Annotated in this window: 2 protein-coding genes; both read right to left on the bottom strand. The window is 70.5% G+C overall.

The window, feature by feature from the left end:
- A partial coding sequence (locus AC2VOP_RS07950; RefSeq protein ID WP_486960455.1) for a crotonase/enoyl-CoA hydratase family protein occupies nt 1–784 on the bottom strand: 784 nt, incomplete at its 3' end.
- Nucleotides 781–1,442 (bottom strand): acyl-CoA dehydrogenase family protein (locus AC2VOP_RS07945; RefSeq protein WP_486960454.1); only part of this gene is annotated, 662 nt, incomplete at its 5' end. The genes AC2VOP_RS07950 and AC2VOP_RS07945, both read right to left, overlap by 4 nt.

Below are 1,442 nucleotides of genomic sequence, written 5' to 3'. Positions count from 1 at the left end.
TGGTGGCCACCCCCTGGGCCAGCAGCGCCGAGTTCAACGCCAGCTTGACCATGATCAACTGGTTGACCGGCATCGCCGCGATCCGGGCCACCAGCCGTTCGGTGCGCTCGTCGAGGTCCTTCGGGTCGGGGGCTTCGACCGCTAATCCCCATTCGGCGGCTTGCGCGCCGGTGATGCAATCCCCGGTCAGCAGAAGCCTTTTCGCGCGCTGGTCGCCGAGCCGGTGCGCCCACAGCCCGGCGGCCGGAACCCCCCACACCCGGGTCGGCGGGTAGCCGATCTTGGCGTCGGCGGCGGCGATCAGCTGGTCGGCGTGCAGGGCGATGTCGGTGCCGCCGGCCACGCAGTAGCCGTGGACCTTGACCACCGTCGGCTTGTCGGCGTGCATCAGGCTGGCGAACCCGCGGACGAAACGGCTCATCATCTGGTAGTCGACCATCGGGTCCCACGGCTGATTGGGCAGATGGTTGGCCGCCTGGGTTTTGCCGTCCAGCACGGTGCCCGCATAGCCGCGGCCGCCGCCCGCCGAGGACGACCCTTCGGCGTAGGCGCTGAGATCGAAACCGCCGCAGAAGCCGTCGCCACGCCCCGACACCAGGATGACGTGCACGCCTGGGTCCAGGTCGGCCCGCTCGACCAGCGCGGAGAGCTCCAGCGGGGTGTCGGCGACGATCGCGTTGCCCTGCTCCGGTCGGTTGAAGGTGATCCGGGCGACCCGGCCGGTGACCTCATAGGTCATCGTCTTCAAGTTGTCGAAGTCGACCGGCCGGATCGCGTGGGTCATCCCTTCACCAGGGCCCGCTCCAGGATCGGTGCGACGTCCAGGCCGGCCGGCAAAGTGCCGAACGCCCCGCCGTGCTGCCCGTCGAGCCGGCTCGCCAGGAAAGCCTCGGCGACGGCTGGATGCCCGTGGCGCACCATCAGCGCACCCTGCAGCGCCAGGCAGATGTCTTCGGCGACTTTGCGGGCCCGGTACTGGATCGTCTCCTGGTCACCGAGCTGGGCCTTCAACGCATCGACGTGGGCGTCGAGCCGCCGGTCCTGACCGGCGGCCTGCGCCAGTTCGTCGAAGAGCACCGCCACCGAGTCCGGCTGGGTCGCCGCGGCCCGCAACGTGTCCAGCGCGCCGACGTTGCCGGAGCCTTCCCAGATCCCCATCAGCGGCGCCTCCCGGTACAGCCGCGGCATGCCGGAATCTTCGACGTAGCCGTTGCCGCCCAGGCATTCCATCGCCTCGGCGGCGTGCGGGGTGGCCTGTTTGCAGACCCAGTACTTGGTGGCCGCCAAGCCGATGCGGCGCAGCAGGCTCTCGCGGTCGGCGCTCTCGTCGCCGTGGGCCGCGTGGTCGGTGGCGCCGGCCATCCGCATCGCGACCATGGTGGCGGCCTCGGCCTCCACCGCCAGGTCGGCCAGCACGTTGCGCATCAGCGGCTGGTCGATCA

Source organism: Mycobacterium sp. TH-M106, assembly GCF_057473765.1.
Note: the sequence above shows the minus strand (reverse complement) of the source record. Positions and strands in the feature narration are given on the sequence as shown.